Annotated in this window: 17 protein-coding genes and 1 pseudogene; 12 read left to right on the forward strand and 6 right to left on the reverse strand. The window is 70.1% G+C overall.

What is annotated here, in order from left to right; all coding sequences use genetic code 11:
• The first annotated feature begins 15 nt into the window (after positions 1–15).
• Positions 16–699, forward strand: a complete 684-nt coding sequence (locus ACIPSA_RS32525) for a DUF169 domain-containing protein (protein ID WP_402640913.1) — start codon at positions 16–18, stop codon at positions 697–699.
• A 62-nt stretch (positions 700–761) separates the two neighbouring features.
• Here the strand turns inward: ACIPSA_RS32525 and ACIPSA_RS32530 are convergent, their stop codons facing one another.
• The gene (locus ACIPSA_RS32530; RefSeq protein ID WP_402640916.1) at positions 762–1319 is read right to left on the reverse strand and encodes a TetR/AcrR family transcriptional regulator; all 558 of its coding nucleotides are present in this window, start codon (positions 1317–1319) and stop codon (positions 762–764) included.
• An 822-nt stretch (positions 1320–2141) separates the two neighbouring features.
• A complete protein-coding gene (locus ACIPSA_RS32535; protein WP_402640919.1) occupies positions 2142–2564 on the reverse strand; it encodes a TetR-like C-terminal domain-containing protein in 423 nt (140 codons plus the stop codon).
• Between the two features lie 74 nt (positions 2565–2638).
• Between ACIPSA_RS32535 and ACIPSA_RS32540 the strand changes: the two genes are divergently transcribed.
• Together ACIPSA_RS32540 and ACIPSA_RS32545 are read left to right on the forward strand one after the other, a co-directional pair.
• A complete protein-coding gene (locus ACIPSA_RS32540; RefSeq protein WP_402640921.1) occupies positions 2639–4129 on the forward strand; it encodes an MFS transporter in 1491 nt (496 codons plus the stop codon).
• A gap of 377 nt (positions 4130–4506) precedes the next feature.
• A pseudogene (locus ACIPSA_RS32545) lies at positions 4507–4932 on the forward strand (IS110 family transposase); the annotation flags it as partial.
• Between the two features lie 130 nt (positions 4933–5062).
• Here the strand turns inward: ACIPSA_RS32545 and ACIPSA_RS32550 are convergent.
• The gene (locus ACIPSA_RS32550; RefSeq protein ID WP_402640924.1) at positions 5063–6142 is read right to left on the reverse strand and encodes a hypothetical protein; all 1080 of its coding nucleotides are present in this window, start codon (positions 6140–6142) and stop codon (positions 5063–5065) included.
• Between the two features lie 478 nt (positions 6143–6620).
• On the opposite strand from ACIPSA_RS32550, the gene ACIPSA_RS32555 reads away from it, so the two are divergent.
• From ACIPSA_RS32555 to mug, 5 genes are all read left to right on the forward strand, one after another.
• Positions 6621–7037, forward strand: a complete 417-nt coding sequence (locus ACIPSA_RS32555) for a DUF2809 domain-containing protein (protein ID WP_402640927.1) — start codon at positions 6621–6623, stop codon at positions 7035–7037.
• 178 nt (positions 7038–7215) lie between these two features.
• Entirely contained in the window at positions 7216–7557 is a 342-nt protein-coding gene (locus ACIPSA_RS32560) for a transposase (protein ID WP_402641350.1), read from the forward strand.
• A gap of 218 nt (positions 7558–7775) precedes the next feature.
• Complete coding sequence (locus tag ACIPSA_RS32565) at positions 7776–8039, forward strand: DUF4326 domain-containing protein (protein WP_402640929.1); 264 nt, start codon at positions 7776–7778, stop codon at positions 8037–8039.
• A gap of 89 nt (positions 8040–8128) precedes the next feature.
• On the forward strand, positions 8129–9571 hold the full coding sequence (purB, locus tag ACIPSA_RS32570) for an adenylosuccinate lyase (protein WP_402640932.1): 1443 nt from the start codon (positions 8129–8131) through the stop codon (positions 9569–9571).
• Positions 9568–10140: a G/U mismatch-specific DNA glycosylase gene (gene mug / locus ACIPSA_RS32575; RefSeq protein WP_402641352.1), complete on the forward strand. Its 573-nt coding sequence runs from the start codon at positions 9568–9570 to the stop codon at positions 10138–10140. Before purB ends, mug begins: the two co-directional genes overlap by 4 nt.
• On the opposite strand, the gene ACIPSA_RS32580 is transcribed toward mug, so the two are convergent.
• Genes ACIPSA_RS32580 through ACIPSA_RS32590 form a run of 3 tightly spaced genes read right to left on the reverse strand, consistent with a single transcriptional unit; the run spans position 10118 to position 12236 of the window.
• The gene (locus ACIPSA_RS32580) at positions 10118–10561 is read right to left on the reverse strand and encodes a hypothetical protein (RefSeq protein ID WP_402640935.1); all 444 of its coding nucleotides are present in this window, start codon (positions 10559–10561) and stop codon (positions 10118–10120) included. The genes mug and ACIPSA_RS32580 overlap by 23 nt on opposite strands.
• A gap of 41 nt (positions 10562–10602) precedes the next feature.
• A complete protein-coding gene (locus ACIPSA_RS32585; RefSeq protein WP_402640937.1) occupies positions 10603–11313 on the reverse strand; it encodes an ABC transporter permease in 711 nt (236 codons plus the stop codon).
• 2 nt (positions 11314–11315) lie between these two features.
• On the reverse strand, positions 11316–12236 hold the full coding sequence (locus ACIPSA_RS32590) for an ABC transporter ATP-binding protein (RefSeq protein WP_402640940.1): 921 nt from the start codon (positions 12234–12236) through the stop codon (positions 11316–11318).
• A 107-nt stretch (positions 12237–12343) separates the two neighbouring features.
• On the opposite strand from ACIPSA_RS32590, the gene ACIPSA_RS32595 reads away from it, so the two are divergent.
• From ACIPSA_RS32595 to ACIPSA_RS32610, 4 genes are all read left to right on the forward strand, one after another.
• Positions 12344–13528 carry a sensor histidine kinase gene (locus ACIPSA_RS32595; protein ID WP_402640943.1) on the forward strand — a complete coding sequence of 395 codons (1185 nt, stop codon included), beginning with the start codon at positions 12344–12346 and terminating at the stop codon, positions 13526–13528.
• 81 nt (positions 13529–13609) lie between these two features.
• Complete coding sequence (locus ACIPSA_RS32600) at positions 13610–13945, forward strand: hypothetical protein (RefSeq protein WP_402640946.1); 336 nt, start codon at positions 13610–13612, stop codon at positions 13943–13945.
• Between the two features lie 4 nt (positions 13946–13949).
• Entirely contained in the window at positions 13950–18776 is a 4827-nt protein-coding gene (locus ACIPSA_RS32605; RefSeq protein ID WP_402640949.1) for a caspase family protein, read from the forward strand.
• A gap of 14 nt (positions 18777–18790) precedes the next feature.
• Positions 18791–19453 (forward strand): response regulator, encoded by a 663-nt coding sequence (locus tag ACIPSA_RS32610; RefSeq protein WP_402640952.1) that lies wholly within the window; start codon positions 18791–18793, stop codon positions 19451–19453.
• Positions 19454–19464: the final 11 nt, after the last annotated feature.

Below are 19464 nucleotides of genomic sequence, written 5' to 3' on the forward strand. Positions count from 1 at the left end.
ATGAAAGGTGCCTCTATGACGTCCCCATCCGCATGGGCGGCCCCGCTCATCGAACTCCTGGACCTCGCGCACCCGCCGGTCGCGATCACCTTCGGCACAGAGCCCGCCACCTCCGGCGACGGGCGTCTCCCCGCCCAGCCCGCAGGCTGCTGCTTCTGGGAACCCGCCCAGCGGCAGTCCCTCGACACGCGCACCGCGGACCACGCCAACTGCAGCACCGGAAGCTACACACACGGACTGATCGACATGGCCACCGCTGCGTCCGGGGCCGACACCGCCACCCTGATCAACAATGGCTGGATCACCCCGGCGGACCTCGGCCTCGTCGCACGCCTGCCGTTCCGGCCGACGTCGATCCGCTACGAACCGCTCACGGCCGCGACCGGCCCGGACGTCGTGCTCGTGCGGCTCTCGCCTTCCTCGCTCATGACGCTCCAGGGCGCGTGCCCGGACCTGCGGCTCGCCTCCAGGCCGCAATGCCAGATCGTTCCGCTGGCCTACGACGGCCAGATCGCGGTCAGCCCGGGATGCGCGGTCAGCCGCGCCCGTACCGGCCTTCCCGCACAGGAGATGACCTGCGCGCTGCCCGCCGCGAGCCTGCCCGCGGTCATCGACCGCCTGCGGCAGGCCGTTGCCGCCGACCAGGCGGTCGCCGGCTATGCCGCCACCGACCGCCGGCGTTTCGCCACGCTCGACTGACCTACCCGCTCGACAGGCAAGCCGCAGTGCCGGTTCAGCTGATCGTCGGCGGTACCAACTCGTCAGTGCCGGGTCAGCTGCTGGGCGACGGTTTCCAGCAGTTCGTCGGAAAGACAGGGGTCGGCAACGGCCCGGGCGATCAACGTCGCGCCGACGAGAGCGCTGAGAGTGAGCATGGCCTCGGCGCGCGCCTCCTCGGAGTCGTTGCCGCCGAAGCGGGAGAGATAGTCGCGCACCCGCTTCTCGTACGCCTCCTTGAGGGTTTCGTCGCCGCGTCCGGCGGCTGCACCAAGGGTGACCAGGGCGCAGCCGATACCGGGGGAATCGCGGTGCTCCTTGGAGAGGTACGTGTCGATGAGGCCGGTGCGCCGGTCCTGCTCGCTCTTCCCCGCGAGGTCCTCGATCTGCGCCGAGCCCTCCGTCAGGGCAGCCGTCGCGGCCTGGGCGATCAGGTCCTCGCGGGAGGCGAAGTGCTTGTAGAAGCCGCCGTGGGTCAGCCCCGCCTCCTGCATGATCTCGGCGACACCGGGCCGGGACATGCCGTCCTCGCGGATCTTGCGGGACGCGATGCGCAGCACCCGCTCATGGGTCGCTGCCTTCTCCGCCTGCGAGTGCCCCATGCCGGTCTCCCTTCGAGGAGCGGCCCAGCCGCTCACACATCAAGATGATTTCCATCATACAAACGGACTCGGGTGCCGCCTGAGCCGCCGCGTGCGACCTCGACAACGGTCGGCACCCCATGACCGGCGCGAATGCGGTGCGCCACCGCGATGCCGACGCGCAACCGTACGAGCGGCCGCCCGCAAGCCCACTCCTGGATGATCCACGACTTCCAGAATGAGGATGATGTGTGTAATCCTGATGCTACCCCGGCGGCGTCTGCGCGCGGCCGATGGTGCGCGAGCGCTGCAGGCGCGCTCGTGAGAAGTCCGGTCCCATTCGGTGGCAGGAGAGCGCCGGGTCAGCATCCTCAGCGCTTCCCTGTCCGCACCCCGTTGATGCGCCGAGCATGGCGAGGCCGCGGTCGGCGGCGCGGGCTCGTCGCGGCGAACGGACACCAGGCAGGGATCGATGAGGACCGGCCAGGCCGAGAGGCGGCAGCCGGGGGCGCCAGCCGGGGGGCGGCAGCTGCAACGATCAGACCGTACGACGTGCTCGGAGATACCGCCACGCGTGAGTCGCACCCCTGTCGCGGATCTTTCCGGACGCAATACGCAGCACGCACTCACGGGCCGCCCCCTTCCTGGCCTGCGCGCACCTACATCAAGAACCTTCGAGGAGGGTGTCCTTGGCGGCACGGACACTCGGCGCGCCGGGTCGGCTGCCGGGCACTGTGCAATCGAGGTGAGGGGAGATGCACCAGCGGCGCGTGTCAGGGCGCGCGGACCGGTCGGCCCGCGGACCCGCCCGGCGAACGTCGCCACGGAAGGCGCATCGCGTGTTCAATGCCGGTGCGGGATGTTCAATGACTGTGTGAGCTGGGCGAGTCCCTCCCGGAAGAGCTTGTCCAGTCCGGTGGTCTGGGTGCGCAGGTGACCGTAGACCTCCAGCGACACGAGACCATGCAGGTGCCCCCAGATGCGCAGGGCCAGGGAGACGGCCGCGGGAGGCAAGCCGGGGAAAGCGGGGCGCACCTTGGCGACGAGGCGGAGCTGCCGCGCTTCGTCCAGCGCCGCTTCACCATCGGCTACTGAGAGGCCGCAGCCCGGATCCCGTGGGGGAGCTCGCGAACTCCCCACGGGCGTCCGCCCGGGGTGCCCGCGGCCGCGGCCTCCATCGCGGTCGGCCCCGGCTCCGCCCCCGCACGCATCTCGTCGATAGCGCGGGCGGTAACCGATCCGCCCCAGAGCAACACCATTTCGCATTCTCCTCGCGTCTCATAGCGATGTGAGACATGAGGCTCCCTGAACACGCAAGATTCGAAGGAATTTCGTACGCGATGAGCTCTTCCCATGCCGCCGGGTCCACGGCGCAGCGTGGCAGCACGCCTCTGATAGCAGCGCTCGGCCTGGCTGCCATGGTCGTCGCCATGGCCCAGACCCAGGTCGTACCGATTCTGTCCCTGCTCGGCGCCAAGCTGGACGCCGACGCGGCCGGCGTCAGCTGGGTCACCACCGCCACCCTGCTCTCCGCCGCCGTCTTCACCCCCCTGCTGGGCCGCGTCGGCGACCTCTACGGCAAACGGCGCACCCTGATCGCCGTACTCGTGGTGATGGTCCTGGGCTCGCTGCTCGCCTCCACCACCACATCGCTGGGCCTGCTTCTCGTCGGCCGGGTGATGCAGGGCTCCGCCACCGCCATCTTCCCGCTGGCGCTCTCGATCGTGCGGGACCAGGTTCCGCACGAGAAACTGCACGGTGCGATGGCCCTGGTCAGCTCGTCCCTGGCGTTCGGCTCCGGTCTCTCCCTGGTGGTCACCGGACTGCTCACCCAGGGCAGCAACCCCGACTACCACTACGTCTTCTGGTTCTCCACCGGCGTCTCGGCTCTGGCCCTGCTCGGCGTCATACTGCTGGTCCCCGACGGCGGCCACCGCGTCGGCGGACGCGTCGACGTGCTCGGCACACTGACCCTGGCGGCCTGCCTGGTGCTGCTGCTCCTCGGCATCTCCCAGGGCCACACCTGGGGGTGGGGCTCCGGCTCGGTCATCGGCTGCTTCGTCGGCGCTGCGGTCATGACGGCCGTCTGGGTACTGGTGGAGCTGAAGGTGACCGCCCCGCTGGTCGACATGCGGATGTTCGCCCACCGTCAGGTCGCCATGACCAATCTCGCCGGTCTGTTCGTGGGCTTCGCAGCCTTCGCCCAGTTCATCGGCGTCTCCTACCTCGTGCAGATGCCCGAGCGGATCGCCGGCTACGGCTTCACCGCCTCCGTACTGCGGGCAAGCGTCGAATACCTGCTTCCGGGCTCACTGATCGCGCTCGTCGCCGCACCGGTCGGCGGAATCCTGGTGCGCCGCATCAGCGCACGCGCAACGCTGGCCGTCGGCGCCCTGGCCGGTGCGGGCGGCTTCGCCTGGCTGGCCTTCGGCCACGGGCAGAGCGCAAGCGTCATCTGCGCCGGCCTGTTCACCGGCATCGCGATCGCCCTCGGCTACGCCGCCATGCCCGCGTTGATCGCGGCGAGCGTGCCCCTGCAGCAGACCGGCATCGCCAACGGCATCAACTCCATCTCCCGATCGGTGGGTTCGGCGGTCGCCTCGGCGGTGGTCACCTCGCTGCTGGCGTCGAAGACGATCCCTGGCCTGCCGGCCGGCCTGCACCTGCCGCAGGAGTCCCAGTTCACGCTGAGCTTCGTGATCGCCCTCGGCGCGATGGTGGTCACCCTGGTCGTGGCCACGGTGGGCCTGACGAGGCATCATCCTCACGTCACCCTCGTCGCCTCCGGCTCCGTCACTCAGGCCGCAGACTCCGAGAAGACGAGCGCGTAGTCGCACCGGGCCGGGGACCGTGACCTGGGGGATGTCTTCCCCAGCCCCCTGGATGGCCGTCGTCCCGGCACCGCGACGACACCACCGTCCTCGGCACCGGACGATGGGACCAGCTTCAGCCCCCGGCGACACCGCACCAGGGTGAGCGCGGCATCTCATCAGGTCTTCCCGCCCTGCGCAGCCGGCTGCCACGGTTGCACGAGGCATCGGCCCAAGTGTCGTCACCGCTCCGGCAGTCGAGCACCGGCGGTCGAGCACCGGCGGTCTCTGGCTGGTGTCGGCTGGTCCCGGCCGCTTCCGTGCAAGCCGGCCCCGGTCGGTGACGTGCGCTTGAGTACTGCGGAGTCGACCGGGCGGAACGGACGCACGATGTCGCCCTGGTCGACGACACCGGCGAGTTACTGGCCAAGCGGCACATCACCGACGACGCGGCCGGCTACAAGCTGCTGCCGACCCTGCTCGCCGAGCACGGCGACACCGAGGAGAATCCGATCCCGGTGGCGATCGAGACGTCCCGGGGCCTGCTGGAGACGGTACCGCGGACGGGCAAGCGGAAGCTGTTCGCGATCAACCCGATGGCGACCGCCATCCAGCTCCGCTCCCTGCTGCGCGAGTACCACCCAGCAGCCCTGGACGCCTTCGCCACGTGGACCAACGGCCTGTGCCGGCCCGAAGCCCGCGAACTCCTCAAGACCGCCCCGTCGCCCGCCAGGGCCGCACGGCTGAGCCGCACGCAGATCCAGGCCGCACTCAAGCGGGCTGGCCGGAAGCGGGGCATCGAGGCCGAGGCCGACCGGCTCCGCGCGGCTTGACGGCATAGCAACGTGAAGTGTCTGATGCGGCACCAGCACCCCCGGATCGTCAGCATTCGGGCCCATGGCCGGCCGCCCGCTTGGGGCGGCCGGCCATGGGCCCACCACTGAGGGCGTCCCGCTAATCGATGAGCTCGGTCTTGTAGAAGATGGTCGACCGGAACTGGGCGGGATCGCCGGCGAACTTGCTGGAGAAGCCGAACGCGAGGCGGGGGCCGGTCGGCGATCGGTAGACCGCGATTCCCTGGGGCTCGCGGCCGGGCAGCAAGGTGTCGCCCGCGTGCGTCTGGAAAATCTCCTTGACCGACGTCCCGGTGTTGTTCATGTCGAGAGTGACCAGGTAGGACGGCACGGCCGGGTCCGTGGTGTTGGCGGGATGCCCCCCGTACAGGAGGTACGCGTACTGGCCATACACGGTCACACCTTGGAAGTCGTCGTTGGGGCCGAGACCGATATCGCTGTTGCTCGGGAGTTCACGCTCGGCAAGGCGGGGAAGAGGAGTGTCGTCGATGAAGCCCCTGTTGAGGACGGTGGGGAGGTCGAACAGCGCGAGGCGCCACGGGGTGTTGGTCCCCATGTACCGGAGGAGCACCCGGTTGTGGTAGGGATCAATCGCCGGCCTCGGACAGTCATGGAAATCGGAGAGGTAGATCGGGAATTTCCTGACCGCCGAGTCCGCGTAGCTGAGGTCGCCCCCGTCGATGTACTTGAAACGGCAGATGTTGTGGCTGTTGGGTTTGTCGTCGGGGTCCTCCGGGTGCAACTTCCTCCAGTCGCCCGCGACCCACACATACGGAGATCCAAACGTGTCCGGCTCGATGGCCATATTTGAACCGTGGTCGAACCCGTGGATTGCCATGGCGCCCAGTATGTTCCCGGCCATGTCGGTCCTGGTCATCCAGAGGTCGCCGTTCGTGCTCCCGACCTTGGACTGCACGTAGTAGATATGCTCGTTGACGTGGTCGAAGGCGAAGGACTGCATCGCCCAGTAAGGCTGGTGAAGCGGGGCGTTCAAAAAGAAGTTGCCACCGTCCCCGCCGAGTTTGAAGCGCTGCGACGGCCCGACGTCCGCGGACGCCGACCCGGCCGCGAACATGGAAAGGCCGCCGCTCGCAGCGGCGACTGCTAAGCCTGTACCAGTTCGGAGGAGAGTCCGACGACTTACGGCGGATGCTCCGCCGGTTTGGGTTTCCTCGCGCAAGTGCATCATCCTATGCCGATCGCTCACTGATTAGGTTGACCGTGATCAAGCTAGCAATCGAACCGATAAGTGTCTACAGCATTAACCATCGCCGAACTATGGGTACTTCATGCGCCAAAAAGCCATCACTGGGGGCGATTTCCAACAGATCCTGCGGCGCCCAAAGCGGTCCCGCACGGCAGCGTCCCGGACTGTTCCTCCCGCTGCCACCGGCCCGGTCTGTCACGTGTCGAGCGGGCTCGGGTAGGCGGGTTGGCCGCCGGAAATTCTCCCGCGAGATCAGCCTTGAAACACTCTTGGCGACATACAGGTTGAAGCTTGACCCAATTCTTTTGCACTAACAGAAAAGTTGACCTGCTTCTCTCTCGTATTTCCAGGAATGGCACTACCGTACCCGTCCCCGGCCCAAGCGCCGGCGCTCGCGCGAGCACGACGAGAGCGGCTGAGCACCGACGCGGCCGGATGAGAGGGTGTCCGCATGACAGATCCACCGGTGACCGGCGGCGGCCCGGTGCGCACCCGCCTCATGGCGGCCGGGGCGGCCGTGCTGACAGTGGCCGTGGGGCTTGGAGTCAGGGCCGGGGTGGAAGGAGACATCGCCAAGTACGCCGGGGACGCGCTCTACACCACCCTCATCTACGCCCTTGTCGTCCTGGCCACGCCCCGGGCGAAGCCCCTGACGGCTGCCGGCATCGCACTGGGGATCAGCTGGGCGGTCGAGTTCCTCCAGCTCAGCGGGGCGCCTGCGGAGCTGTCCCGGCGGAGCGTCGCCGCCCGCCTCGTTCTGGGCTCCACTTTCCACACGCCCGACCTGTTCTGGTACGCCGTCGGAGCCGCGCTCGGCTGGTTCGTCCACGCCGCAGGCCGAGGTCAACCAGCGAAGCGGCCCACATAGCGCCGCTGCCAGGTGTCGCGGACCAGTGCTTGCGGTTCTTGGCGCCGTCGGCCCCGCACACGCGGGGGTAGCTCCGACATCGAGGATCGAGCGGCACGGAGGCGACAGTCCCTCTTGGGTGGTGGATCACGGTGGGGTGATACGTCGCCATGAACTGTCGGACGCATAGTGGGAGATCATCCGGCAGTTGCTGCCCGAGTCGTTGCATGGGCGTAAGCGGCTGGATGACCGCAGGGTTCTGAACGGGATCGTGTGGAAGTTCCGAACCGGGACGGCCTGGCGGGACGTGCCCGAGCGGTATGGGCCGTGGGCCACGCTGCACACCCGCTTCCGCCGGTGGGCGACGGACGGCACGTTCGAGCGGATGCTCCGCGCCGCCCAGGCGAAGGCGGGCGCGGCCAGCGGCATCGACTGGCTGGTGTCGGTCGACTCCACCGTCGTGCACGCTCACCACTATGCCGCCGACGCCCGAAAAGGGGGCTCCGCAGCCCGGCCCTCGGATGCTCCCGAGGCGGCCTGACCAGCAAGATTCACCTGGCCTGCGACGGCGTGGGCCGCCCGCTCGGCCTCACCGTCACGGGCGGCAACGCCAACGACTGCACCCAGGTCACCGCCGTCATGGAGGAAATCTGGGCTCCCCGCATCGGACCTGGGCGGCCCCGGGGTGCGGCCGTCCCATGTGCTGGGCGACAAGGGCTACAGCTTCGTCCATGAGCGGCTTGACGGCCATCGGGGGTGGTGCTCCTTGGTGCTCGGATTGCGCCGCCCCCCTTACCGTATGCGCCCCATACCCTACGTACAGGGAACCTGGGCGGGTGTCGCACCGGCCGCTCTTCCGGGGACGGCCGCCCGGCCAAGCGGCACAAGCGTTTTCGGGGGCGCCCGGAGCTCCTGGAGCTGGTGCCTGACCTGCGTGGGAAGACGCTCGCCTGCTGGTGCGCGCCGGAGCCGTACCACGCGGACATGCCGGCGGAGCCGGCCGACACGGACGACGTGACGTAGGTGTCTCGGAGCCTCTACAGCTTCTTGTAGCTTCCGCCGAACGGCGTCGTGGCGCTGGCCTGCATGAATCGCCAGTAGAATCCGTCTACGTGACTTCAGCGCCCGCCAAGCCCCGCATCCCGAACGTCCTCGCCGGACGGTACGCCTCCGCCGAGCTCGCCACGCTCTGGTCCCCCGAGCAGAAGGTCAAGCTGGAGCGACAGCTCTGGCTCGCCGTGCTGCGCGCCCAGAAGGACCTCGGGATCGAGGTGCCGGACGAGGCCGTCGCCGACTACGAGCGCGTCCTCGACACCGTCGACCTGGCCTCCATCGCCGAGCGCGAGAAGGTCACGCGGCACGACGTGAAGGCCCGCATCGAGGAGTTCAACGACCTCGCCGGGCACGAGCACGTGCACAAGGGCATGACGTCCCGCGACCTGACGGAGAACGTCGAGCAGCTGCAGATCCGGCTCTCGCTGGAGCTGATGCGCGACCGTACGGTGGCCGTCCTGGCGCGGCTGGGCAGGCTCGCCGGCGAGTACGCCGAGCTGGTGATGGCCGGCCGGTCCCACAACGTCGCAGCCCAGGCCACGACCCTCGGCAAGCGCTTCGCGACCGCCGCCGACGAGCTGCTCGTCGCCCACGGCCGGGTCGAGGAGCTGCTCGGCCGCTACCCGCTGCGCGGCATCAAGGGCCCGGTCGGTACGGCGCAGGACATGCTGGACCTGCTGGGCGGCGACGCGTCGAAGCTCGCCGAGCTGGAGGACCGGATCGCCGGGCACCTCGGCTTCTCGCAGGCCTTCACGTCGGTCGGCCAGGTCTATCCGCGTTCGCTGGACTACGAGGTCGTGACCGCGCTCGTGCAGCTCGCCGCCGCGCCGTCCTCGCTCGCCAAGACGATCCGGCTGATGGCCGGGCACGAGCTGGTGACCGAGGGCTTCAAGCCGGGCCAGGTCGGCTCCTCCGCGATGCCGCACAAGATGAACACCCGCTCCTGCGAGCGCGTCAACGGCCTCATGGTCATCCTGCGCGGCTACGCCTCGATGACCGGCGAGCTGGCGGGCGACCAGTGGAACGAGGGCGACGTGTCCTGCTCGGTGGTGCGCCGGGTCGCACTGCCGGACGCGTTCTTCGCGCTCGACGGTCTCCTGGAGACCTTCCTGACGGTGCTCGACGAGTTCGGTGCCTTCCCGGCGGTCGTCGCCCGTGAGCTGGACCGCTATCTGCCGTTCCTCGCCACGACCAAGGTGCTGATGGGCGCGGTGCGCGCGGGTGTCGGCCGCGAGGTCGCGCACGAGGCGATCAAGGAGAACGCGGTCGCCACCGCGCTCGCGATGCGCGAGCAGGGCGCCGAGCGCAACGACCTGCTCGACAAGCTGGCCGCCGACGAGCGCCTCCCGCTCGACCGCGCGCAGCTCGAGGCCCTGATGGCGGACAAGCTCTCCTTCACCGGCGCTGCCGCCGCCCAGGTCGGCGTCGTCGCCGGCCGGATCGAGGAGATCGTCAAGCAGCACCCGGAGGCCGCCGGGTACACCCCGGGGGCGATCCTCTGACCCGCTTCACCCAGGCGGAACTGGAGGCCGCCCGTGACCGTCCCGTCCCGGACGTGGTCGCGGACGGTCTCCATGTCCTGTTCTGCGGGATCAATCCGGGTCTGATGACGGCGGCGACGGGTCACCACTTCGCCCGTCCCGGGAACCGGTTCTGGCCGGTGCTGCATCTGTCCGGGTTCACGCCGAGGCTGATGAAGCCCGCGGAGCAGCAGGAGTTGCTGTCGTACGGACTCGGCATCACCAACGTCGTGGCGCGGGCGACGGCGCGGGCCGACGAGCTGGCGCCGGAGGAGTACGTGCGGGGCGGGCGGCTGCTGTCGGCGAAGGTGACGCGGCTGCGGCCGGCGTGGCTGGCCGTGGTCGGGGTGACCGCGTACCGGGCCGCCTTCGGGGACCGCAAGGCCCAGGTCGGGCCCCAGGAGCGGACGATCGGGGACACGCGTGTGTGGGTGCTGCCCAACCCCAGCGGTCTGAACGCGCACTGGACGGCGGCGACGATGGCGGAGGAGTTCGGGCGGTTGCGGGACGCGTCAGGGGGCCGGCGGGTCACGGCGGGTCCGTTTCCGTGACGACCGCGAGGAGCTGGAACGGGAGCTCCTTGTCCCACTGGGAGACCCCCAACGCGACCCAGCGCCCCGACTCGGCCGACCTCCACAGCTGGACGTCCGGAACGTGGTTGCTCAGGACGCCCCAGGGCTCGGCCATGTCCTCACCGTCCATGGCCCGCTCCAGCACGCTGTACAGGCTGAACGCCTGTGGTGGTCCCCAGCGTTCGGTGAGCCGCTCCCCCAGACCGTCCCGGTCGGCCTCGTACTGGGCCTCCGTCTCCTCCCGCTCCGTCCCGTCGCCCTCCCAGAAGTCGCCGCTCGTCCGTAATGCGGCTATGTGATACCCGGGCCCGCTCTCGCCGTGCTCGGTCCTGCCGTACGCCGCCGGGAACTCCTGGGCGCACAGCGATTCGATGAGGGCCAGGCTCCTCGCGATGTCCATGTGATCCAGTAAAGCGGGCACCACTGACAATTGGCGCGGTGTCAGGCGTCCCGCCGGTGCACGCTCCAGCCTCCTGCCAGCAGCACGGCCGCCGTCCACAGCCCGGTGACCGCGAGCCCGGTCCATGGCCCCAGGGTGCCGTCCCAGGTGCCGTGCAACACCACTTGACCCGCGCGGTCGGGCAGGAAGTCGGCGACTCCGCCCGACACATCGCCGACCACGAAGGACACGATCAGCAGGAACGGGATGAGGATGCTCAGCGTCGCGATCCCGCTGCGCAGCAGCGCCGCGAGTCCGGCCGCGAGCAGCGCCATCGACGTCAGGTAGAGGCCGCAGCCCACCGCGCCGCGCAGCCCTTCGGTCCAGGTCGGTCCGTCCGTTCCGAGGGCGGTCTTGGCCAGGACCAGGGTCACCAGGCCGGTGACCAGGCCGACGGCCAGGACGGGCATCCCGATCGCCGTGACCTTGGCAGCGAACCACCGGCGGCGGTCGGGCACCGCGGCCAGCGTCAGCCAGAGGGCACCGCCCTGGAACTCGGACGACACGGCCGTCGCGCCGAAGGCGATCGCCGCGATCTGCCCGAAGCTGACGCCGAAGAAGGCGGAGTACAGCGGATCGGACGCATCGGCGTCGGCCGAGGCGAGCGCGGAGAACGCGGCGGTGGCGAGCAGCACCGCGCACAGGCTCCCGACCAGGGAGCGCAGCGTACGGATCTTGATCCACTCGGCGTGGAGGGCGGGCGCGAACGACATGGTCAGGCCTCCTGGGGCTGTGCGGTGAACTCGGCTTCGGCGGACGTGAGATCGAGGTAGGCCTGCTCCAGGGTGGCCTCTTCCGCGGCGAGTTCCAGTACGGGAACGCCCGCACCGGACATGAGCCGGCCGATGTCCTCCACGCGCGCGTGCGACACGGTCCAGGCCCCGTCCTCGTTCGAGACGGCGTCGTACCCGTGGCGGGAGAGCAGACCGGCCAGGGCGGTGCCGTCGGTCGTGCGGACGCGTACGCGGGGCCGCACACGCGCGTCGATGAAGTCCCGGACCGGGGTGTCGGCCAGCAGGCGGCCGCGTCCGAGGACGACCAGGTGGTCGGCGAAGGACGCCGTCTCGTTCATGAGGTGACTGGAGACCAGGACCGTGCGCCCCTCCGCCGCCAGCCGGCGGAGCAACTCCCGGATCCAGACGATGCCCTCGGGGTCGAGGCCGTTCGAGGGCTCGTCGAGCATGACGACCTCGGGGTCGCCGAGCAGAGCTGCGGCGATGCCGAGCCGCTGGCGCATGCCCAGGGAGTACGTCCGTACCCGGCGCCGTGCCGCCGGCGCGAGCCCCGTCTCCGCCAGCACCTCGTCGACCCGGCGGACCGGGATGCGGTTGCTCGCCGCCAGGGCGCGCAGATGGTCGCGTCCGGTGCGGGAGCCGTGCGCGGCCTGCGCGTCGAGCAGGGCGCCCACGTGGCGCAGGGGTTCGCGGAGCGCGGCGTAGGGGCGGCCGTCGAGCGTGGCGGTCCCGGAGGTCGGCCGGTCGAGGCCCAGGACGAGCCGCATGGTGGTGGACTTCCCGGCGCCATTGGGGCCGAGGAAGCCGGTCACCCGGCCGGGCCGGACGCTGAAGGTGAGCCGGTCCACGGCCCGCCGGGTGCCGTACTCCTTGCTGAGGTCTCGTACGTCGATGCTGGTCATGCCAACACCCTGTCGGTTCGCGGGAGTCGGCTCCTCCCCCGCCGGTGGAGATCGTCTCCCCCGCTCGGGGGAGGCCCGTTGTCGGTGGCGCCTGCCACGATGGCCGAATGACCCGGTTCCTGCGCCCGCTGCTGCGGGGGACGACGTACACGCGCCTGCTGCACCTGTGGGTGCCCATGCTGGTCGTCAGCGTGTGGTTGTTCATCGACATGGCGACACCGTGGGTGCCCGCGCTGGTGCTGGTGCCGGTCGGGCTCGTCCCCGCCGTGCGGATGGGCGAGGGGGTGCAGGCGCGGCTCCTGCTCACGCCGGGCGAGGGGGATCCGGGAATCTCCGTGACGCCTTCGGCGACCTGGCGGGACCGGCTGCGCACGGTGGTGTGGCTGGAGGTGCGGATGGCGCTGGGGGCGGCGGCCGTGTGCGCCACGGTGTGGCTGCCGCTGCTCGCGTACGACCTGGCCAGGGCCGCCTCGGGACACGTGCCCGTCGATGTCCCGGTCCTGGACCAGGCGGAGCCGCACTGGACGTACGCCTTGCTGATCCCGCTCCCCGTGGTCGCGTTCTACGGCGTCGTCGTCGGTCTCGGCGAGCTCGTCACCACCGCCGCCCGGCGCCTGCTCGGTCCGACCGCCGCCGAGCGGCTCGCCGCCCTGGAGGAGCGGACCGAACAGCTTCTGGAGCGCACCCGCATAGCCCGCGAGCTGCACGACTCCATCGGGCACGCCCTGACCGTGGCGGTGGTCCAGGCGGGCGCGGCGCGGGCGGCGGGCGACCCGGAGTTCACCGACCGGGCCCTGGGCGCCATCGAGGAGACGGGGCGGGCCGCGCTGGAGGACCTGGAGCGGGTGCTCGGTGTCCTGCGGGAGTCGGAGCGGCCGGTGAGCGGCCGCCCGACGCTGACCGACGCCGACCGGCTCCTGGAGTCGGCGCGCGCCTCCGGCGCCGAGGTCGATGCCGAGGTGACCGGCGCGCTGGACACGGTGCCCGGACCCGTCTCCCGAGAGGGCTACCGCATCCTTCAGGAGGCGCTCACCAATGTGCTGCGGCACGCCGGAGCCGTACCGGTCCGGGTCCGTGTCACGGTCACCGACGGCGCCCTCGTCCTGGAGGTGCGCAACCCCCTCACGGCCCCGGTACCCGGCCCCGGCCGGGGCAGCGGCCTGCGCGGCATACGCGAGCGCGCGGCCCTGCTCGGGGGTCGCGCGCACACCGGGCCGGACGAGGGCGACTGGCTGATCCGGGTGAACCTGCCCGGCCACCGCGCCCTGCGGGAGGGGAGTGTCCCCCGATGAAGCCAACTTCCCTCCGTTTCGCTGCAGTTGTCCTACCATTGCTTGTCTGTGAGCAGACCGGAGAGCAGGAGCCGCGCCCTCATGTCATTCGATCGGCCCGAGTCACCCGAAACGACCCTCCCCGTGTGGGTGTCCGCCGACGACATCGAGGATCTCCTCGACGAGTCCAAGGGACTGCTGCGGCGCAGTGGTGACGCCGTACTCCAGCAAGTGCCGCTCGGCCCGCTCCGCAAGAACCTCACCGCGACCGTGGACGCTCTGCAGCAGCTGTTCGCGGAAGTCGCCGCCCGAGGGGGCGCGCTGCCCCTGAAGGAGGCGCAGCTGTCCTTCCAGATCTCTGCCACCGGTGGTGTCCAGTTGATCGGCACCGGACAGGTGCAGGGGACACGCGCGATCACCCTGGTCTTCAAGCAGTAGCCGGATGGGGCGCTATCTGGCATTGCTGGTGGGCGCGAGCGACTACCAGTCGTCCCAGGGAGACTTCTCCTCTCTCGATTTCATCCCGGCAGAGCTGAGCCGCTTGCGCAGGGCTCTGCTGGACCGGGGGTTCGCCCGTGTCGACCTGGTGGCGCGCGGTTTCGTGACGGACCACGGCACCGGGATCAACGGCTCCCTGGTGCGCGGCAGTGTCAACAAGGCGCTGGCCGAAGCCAAGCCGGGCGACACGCTCCTCATCGTGCTGAGCGGCCACGGCATCCAGCACGAAGGCCGCGACTACCTCGTACCGGAGGGGCTGCACCCCTACGACGACCATGTCGAGGAGTCCGTGCCCGTCGACTGGGCGGCCCGCGCGGTCTCGAACAGCGAGGCGGACACGGTCGTCTTCCTCTTCGACACCTGCCGCGAAGGGGTGCGGCACGAGACCAAGGGGCGCCCTCGGCTGGTGCCGCGCAAGAGGGACCTGGACTGGAAGCTGGAACAGCGCCGCAGGGTTGCCCGTGTCTTCGCCTGCTCGCCCTTGGAGAAGGCGCTTTGGGCGAGGGACGCGGCGAGGGACGCGGGCAGCGACGACGCGGACACGAGGGCGTTCAGTCTCTTCACCCGGGCGCTGACCGACCTGGTCGGGGAGCGGACTCCCCAGGTGGCACTGCACCAGTTGCTGGATTCGCTGCAGACCCGCATCACGGAGCTGCACACGCTCTGCGGGAAGAGTGGTCGTCCCCAGCAGGTCGACCACCAGATCACCAGTGGGCCCTCACCCGACGAGATCGTCGTGCTGCCTGCCGCGCCCGGTGCCGAGGACGCGCCGCCGCGCTCCTACGCGGACCATCCTTGGGTCCGCATCGTGACGGAACACGCTGCCTGGAGCCTGATCCCCGAGCCGCAGCCGGCCGTCGTGACCGAGCTCAAGCAGCGCTGTGCGGCCATCGCGGCCCGGCTGGCAGCATCGAACGAGCGAGACGAACCGCTCCTGGCCGGCGACCCCTGGCACGATCCGCTCCACGCCCAGCGCACGAGCATTCAGCTGGCCCAGCTGCTGAAGGGCGCCCCGTCCGAGAGACCCAGAGCACTGACCGATCTCAAACCCACCGAAGCCGCGCTCCTCGCCCTCGTCCCCTTCTTGACGCACACCGTCGAAGTCGGTCTCGCGGCAGCCGAAGTCTCGGCGGTCCGGGAGGAACCACCCCAGTTCGCCACGTTCACCGAGCGCTACCCGCGCGAACGGCGGCGCATGGAACAGGCCCGACGCGCGAACAACTCCTCCGCCGTCACGGACATCCGCTGGTGGCTGTTCCACCGCTGGCTGCTCCACCGCGGCGAGAGCTACCACCCGTCCGTCATCGCCCCGTTCGTTCCTCCGTCCGCCGATGGCCGGGAGAGCTGGATGGACGAGGCGCTGGGGCCGGTCCCGCTGCTCCGGCTGGTCAACGAACTGCGCCTGTCGCCGTTCTCCGTGCTCAGCTCGAGTACGCAGTCGCAGGCCGATGCGAGTGCCGGAGACGTGTCACTGCGTACCAAGGCCGTCGTCGCGCGCGGCCACCCCGACCAGCACGACGTGCGCGAGCGTCTGATCGCCGTCCTGCTGAAGCTGGCCCGGGCCCGCGCGGTCGCGCCGCTCTCGCTCCCCCAGGTCGTCGTCCAGAATCTCGGGGTCCGCGACCAGATCGACCTGCCGGACCTCCGCGCGTGTCTGCAGGATTCGTACTGGGATCGTCTCGGCAAGGGCATCACGCTGCGGGCGGCCACGCGGCACCATGTGGGAGCGCTCGCCGTGGAGTCGTACTGCGATCAGGTGGACGGGGTGCTCCGGGAGATCGGGGAGATCACCGACCTGCCATGGGATCTGCGACCGCTGGAGAGCCTGCCGGCACGGGCCGGCGCGGATCTCGACGCCCCGGCGCACCTGCGCGGGGCGATCCGGTTCCGCGCCGACGAGGAACGCGTCCTCGACCTGCTCATGGGGCGCAATCTCTACAAGGACACCGCACTGGCCGTCCGCGAGATGTACCAGAACGCTCTGGACGCGTGCCGGCACCGTGGGCTGCGCACGGAGTACCTGCGCCGCACGGGGCTCGATCTGCCCGACTGGGAAGGCACCATCACCTTCACCCAGGGCGTCGACGCCGAAGGCCGCCGCTACCTGCGATGCCACGACAACGGCATCGGCATGGGGAAGAGCGAGATCCGCAATGCCTTCGCCGAAGCGGGCGCACGCTTCGTGCACCTCCCCGAGTACGTACGGGAGATGGCCCTGTGGCAGCAGCACGCCGACGACCTGAAACTGCACCCCAACAGCCGGTTCGGCATCGGCGTGCTCAGCTACTTCATGCTGGCCGACGAAATCACCGTCGAGACCTGCCGCTTCGGCATGGAAGGACGTCCCGGCCAGGCGCTGCGGGTGTCCATCGCCGGCCCCGGCACACTGTTCCGTATCGATCCGCTGCCGCACGACCCGTCGAGGGAGGCCGGCACCACGGTCACCCTCTACCTCAACCCGCCGGAGCACGACGATCCTCCGCTGTCCTGTCTGGCCGTCCTGAACGAGCACCTGTGGATCGCTCCGTACCGAACCGTCGTCTCCACGGGAGGGGCACCGGCCGTCTGGGAACCGAACGAGCTCCGCGTCCAGGCGCTGCTGGAGCTCCAGCAGGAACGGGGAAGAGTGGTGCAGCGATCCAGTCGGCCCGGACCGCCGATGGCCAAGGCCGCCGACGGCAGGCTGTACTGGGTACAGGGGCAGGGCGTGTTCCTGGCCGACGGCATCAAGACGGACCACAACGTCTTCGGGATGGTCGTCGACCTCCGCGACGAACTGCGCCCCGAGCTCCTCTCCGTCGACCGCGTCGAGCTGCAGCGCTACGACGAGGAGGCGGTGGAGCGGCTCAAGCACGACAGCATCTCCGCTCTCATCACCAGTGCGGTGTTCACATACGACTGGGTGGTGCAGGTCGCCGAGGTCGACCAGAAGCTCGCCGTGGCGTGCGTCGAGCGTGCCGCCGCGGCCGGAATCACCTGGGAGATCTCGGGACTCGAGGTGCCCGTCGCCGCGAGCGGTGTGTTCCTGCCGGACGACCTCGTACTGCACGCCCTCACCGGGGAGCCGCCAGCCCGTTCCCAGACACGCAGCCAAGACGAGCACCTGCTCATCGCCTGTCTGCCGGAGTATGTCGTCCGCTGGCGGCTGCTGGCACTGCTGCGCGCGGGCGTCGGTGGACCCACGACCGACACCGTCTCCGCATCCAGCCCTCTCACCGCACTGCCCACCGATCTCAAACTCCTCATCCACTCCGACCACGACGGCGTCACCGGCTGGCAGCGGCGCCGCGAGTCCTGGCGAGGCGAAGAGCCCTACAGCAGGCGCTACCTCGGCTCCTACACGCCTCCCCGTGCTCTGGCGGACGCCGGAATCGTCCCGCTCGACACTCTTCCCGTGTGGATGGATCAGGGGGAGGACGTGGATCTGGGCGGAATCCTCGACTGGGTGGACGGAACCGGCGCCACCGCCGGGGAGGTGGCACAGCGGCTCGCCACGCTGGGCTTCCGGGTACTTCCTCTGTGTGTGGCCCCTGACCTGGGGCAAGCAGACCTGCCCTATCTCCGGCGTGTCGGCGCATACACCTGGCTGTCCCCGGAGAACACCGTCTCCTGGCCTCAGCTGGTCTATTCGGCGGCACACGCCCACAGCACGGTTGCGGACACAGCGGAGCATCTGGTGCGACTGGGCTACGTCGTACCGACGCCGCCCGAGGGCCATGTCGATCCCGGCGAGGGCGACAGATGGCTGTTGGAAAAGGTCTACCGAGGGCACGACGGATCGGCGCCCGCACACGAGCACGAAGCCCTGTCCACCGGGCATGTCCTCGTCGCTGCCGCCGCGATGCACATGTCGCCCGCAGCGGCCGCCGAGCGCCTCGCGGAGCTGGGTATCGAGGTGCCCGGGCAACAGCTGGGCACAGCACCTCTGGACGACGACGATCGCCTCATTCTCAGTCGGGATCTGGATGGGCGAGGACCCTGGCTGTCTCCGGACGACGACGTTCCCCCGCCGCACTTGATCGCCGCGTCGAACATCACCGGTCTGAGCGTGGACGACCTGACCGGGCGACTGCGCGCATACGGGTTCGCGCCGCCCGACATCGGACCCCCCTGGCCCGATCTCACCCACGAGGACCTGCTTCTGCTGAGCGACGGCTACCAGCGTCAGGGGAACTACCTCCACCCGGACAAACCCGTCGCACGGAGCTTTCTTTTCAGCACTTCCGAAGACCTGGAGATCCCGCCGACTGATGTCCGCCGACGCCTCATCGCACTCGGTTACACGGTGCAGGACGACGATCCGGTGCTCGACGAGCTGTCCTCCAAGGACTACGACCTGATAGCCCGGTACATTCCTGACGCGCTGTACCCCGGCAGCACCGCCGAAGTGATCCCGCCCGCGCACGTCCGTGCCGCCGCGCAGCGCCTCGGCCGCCCGGCGGCCGAGATCGCCGAGAACCTCGCGGCCCTGGGCTGCCGCATCGGAGCACCGGTCGAGTCCTTCCTGAGCCCCTCGCCGGGCGATCTCCTCGCGCGGTGCCTCGCCCCTGCCGAGGCGGACCGGTTCGAACCGCGCGAGGGCAGCGGCGCCGAGGTGTCCCTCGCCGAGCTCGCCTCGCTGGCGGTGCGCCTCGGCCGCCCGTTCCGGGAGGTGGCGCTCGAAGCCTCTCGCCACGGCTTCCGCCACGATGCCCAGGACTGGTTCGAGGAGGCCGAACCCGAGATGAGGCCCCTGCGCACCCCCGTGCGGGAGGACGCCCCCTCGGTGTGATCTACGCTGGCCGGATGCCGGTAACCGTTCTCCTCGTCGACGACGAACCCCTGGTCCGCGCCGGTCTGCGAGCCGTGCTGGAGGCGCAGCCCGACATCGAGGTCGTCGGCGAGGCCGCCGACGGGGCGGCGGTGATCCCGCTGGTCCGGCAACTGCGGCCGGACGTGGTCGCCATGGACGTACGGATGCCGCTCATGGACGGCATCGAGGCCACGCGCGCGGTGCTGCGCACCGTCGGCGATCCGCCGAAGATCCTCGTGGTGACCACGTTCGAGAACGACGAGTACGTGTACGAGGCGCTGCGCGCGGGCGCCGACGGGTTCCTGCTGAAGCGGGCCCGGCCCGCCGAGATCGTGCATGCCGTCAGGCTGGTCGCCGAGGGCGAGTCGCTGCTCTTCCCGGCCTCGGTCCGGGAGCTCGCCGCCCGGTACGGCGACGGTGGCGGCAACCGGGCGGCGCGCGCCGTGCTGGAGCGGGCCCGGCTGACCGGGCGGGAGGCGGAGGTGCTGCGGCTGATGGCGCGGGGGCTGTCGAACGCGGAGATCGCCGAACGGCTCGTCGTCGGGACCGAGACGGTCAAGTCACATGTGAGCGCCCTGCTGGCGAAGCTCGGGGCTCGGGACCGTACGCAGGCGGTGATCGCGGCGTACGAGTCGGGCTTCGTGGCTCCCGGCTGATCCGGTCCGCC

This window comes from Streptomyces sp. NPDC086549 (assembly GCF_044746205.1).
In the GTDB taxonomy this organism is placed as follows: domain Bacteria; phylum Actinomycetota; class Actinomycetes; order Streptomycetales; family Streptomycetaceae; genus Streptomyces.

What these genes read in the sequence shown, in the direction of transcription:
- ACIPSA_RS32590 (WP_402640940.1), bottom strand. Translation starts at nt 12,236, where the DNA reads ATGACCAGCATCGACGTACGAGACCTCAGCAAGGAGTACGGCACCCGG.
- ACIPSA_RS32600 (WP_402640946.1), top strand. Translation starts at nt 13,610, where the DNA reads ATGTCATTCGATCGGCCCGAGTCACCCGAAACGACCCTCCCCGTGTGG.
- ACIPSA_RS32540 (WP_402640921.1), top strand. Translation starts at nt 2,639, where the DNA reads ATGAGCTCTTCCCATGCCGCCGGGTCCACGGCGCAGCGTGGCAGCACG.
- ACIPSA_RS32610 (WP_402640952.1), top strand. Translation starts at nt 18,791, where the DNA reads ATGCCGGTAACCGTTCTCCTCGTCGACGACGAACCCCTGGTCCGCGCC.
- ACIPSA_RS32585 (WP_402640937.1), bottom strand. Translation starts at nt 11,313, where the DNA reads ATGTCGTTCGCGCCCGCCCTCCACGCCGAGTGGATCAAGATCCGTACG.
- ACIPSA_RS32530 (WP_402640916.1), bottom strand. Translation starts at nt 1,319, where the DNA reads ATGGGGCACTCGCAGGCGGAGAAGGCAGCGACCCATGAGCGGGTGCTG.
- ACIPSA_RS32595 (WP_402640943.1), top strand. Translation starts at nt 12,344, where the DNA reads ATGACCCGGTTCCTGCGCCCGCTGCTGCGGGGGACGACGTACACGCGC.
- ACIPSA_RS32605 (WP_402640949.1), top strand. Translation starts at nt 13,950, where the DNA reads ATGGGGCGCTATCTGGCATTGCTGGTGGGCGCGAGCGACTACCAGTCG.
- ACIPSA_RS32525 (WP_402640913.1), top strand. Translation starts at nt 16, where the DNA reads ATGACGTCCCCATCCGCATGGGCGGCCCCGCTCATCGAACTCCTGGAC.
- ACIPSA_RS32535 (WP_402640919.1), bottom strand. Translation starts at nt 2,564, where the DNA reads ATGCGAAATGGTGTTGCTCTGGGGCGGATCGGTTACCGCCCGCGCTAT.
- ACIPSA_RS32555 (WP_402640927.1), top strand. Translation starts at nt 6,621, where the DNA reads ATGACAGATCCACCGGTGACCGGCGGCGGCCCGGTGCGCACCCGCCTC.
- ACIPSA_RS32580 (WP_402640935.1), bottom strand. Translation starts at nt 10,561, where the DNA reads ATGGACATCGCGAGGAGCCTGGCCCTCATCGAATCGCTGTGCGCCCAG.